The sequence below is a fragment of the Streptomyces sp. NPDC033131 genome (assembly GCF_055578365.1).
This window is the reverse complement of record NZ_JBVIPA010000127.1, coordinates 1-1,068: the sequence shown is the minus strand read 5'-3', so window position 1 is coordinate 1,068 and position 1,068 is coordinate 1. Positions and strand designations below refer to the sequence as shown.

Below are 1,068 nucleotides of genomic sequence, written 5' to 3'. Positions count from 1 at the left end.
TGTACTGACCCGTGAGGTTGTGGACGCGGCTGGCGGGTGGTTGGCCTTTGAGCGCGGTGTGTCCGCGGTGGTGATTGTAGGTGTGGAGCCACTGTGGGTAGGCGTCGCGTCGTTCGGCCTCGGACCTGTAGGGCCGCGCGTAGGCCCATTCGTCGAGGAGGGTGCGGTTGAAGCGCTCGACCTTGCCGTTGGTCTGCGGGCGGTAGGGCCGCGTGCGCTTGTGTGAAATGCCTTGCTCTGCAAGGGAGTTGCGCCAGAGATGTGATGTGTAGCAGGAGCCGTTGTCGGTCAGGACGCGTTCGACGGTGATCCCGGCCTGGGTGAAGAAGGCGTGGGCGCGGGTCCAGAATCCGACGGCGGTCTCCTTCTTCTCGTCGGCGAGGATCTCGCTGTAGGCGAGGCGGGAGTGGTCGTCGACGGCGTTGTGGAGGTAGCTGTAGCCGGCTGCGGAGCGGGTCTTGCGGCCCGCCTGGCGTCCGAGGGCCTTGTGTCCGCCGCCGTCGGGGATGTTGCCGAGCTTCTTGATGTCGATGTGCAGCAGTTCGCCCGGGCGGTCGCGCTCGTAGCGGCGGATCACCCGGCCGGTGGCCCGGTCCAGGTGCGTGAGCCGGGCCAGGCGGTAGCGGGCCAGGACGCGGTGGACCGTGGCCGGGTTCAGACCCAGGAGGTAGGCGATGCGGGCCGGTCCCCACCGGCGCAGGACGCGGACCTTGATGATCCGGCGTTCGGTGCGGGTCGGGGTCCGGCGCGGGCTGTGGTGCGGGCGGCTGGAGCGGTCGGCCATACCTGCCTCGCCGAGCTCACGGTAGCGGCCGGCCCAGCGCTGAGCCGTCGTGGGTGAGACCTGGAAGCGTTCGGCGGCCCGGCGCAGGGTCCAGCCGTCCACGACGACGCAGCGGGCCAGGCGCAGGCGTCCGGTCTCGGTCAGGGGTGCATTACGGTGGGACACGAGGGCCTTTCGGTCGGTGCAGACGTCGCAATCCACACCGAACCCGAAAGGCCCTCACCCGTTCAAGATCCCCCAGCCGAGATCTGACTCACCTGTCCACAACCTCCCGAGACAGAACA

At 68.9% G+C, this 1,068-nt stretch carries 1 protein-coding gene; it reads right to left on the bottom strand.

Annotated features, from left to right (window positions below):
* Nucleotides 1–949, bottom strand: a 949-nt coding sequence (locus tag ACZ5XS_RS45810; RefSeq protein WP_468661651.1) for an IS481 family transposase, incomplete at its 3' end; no start/stop codon positions are given.
* Nucleotides 950–1,068: the final 119 nt, after the last annotated feature.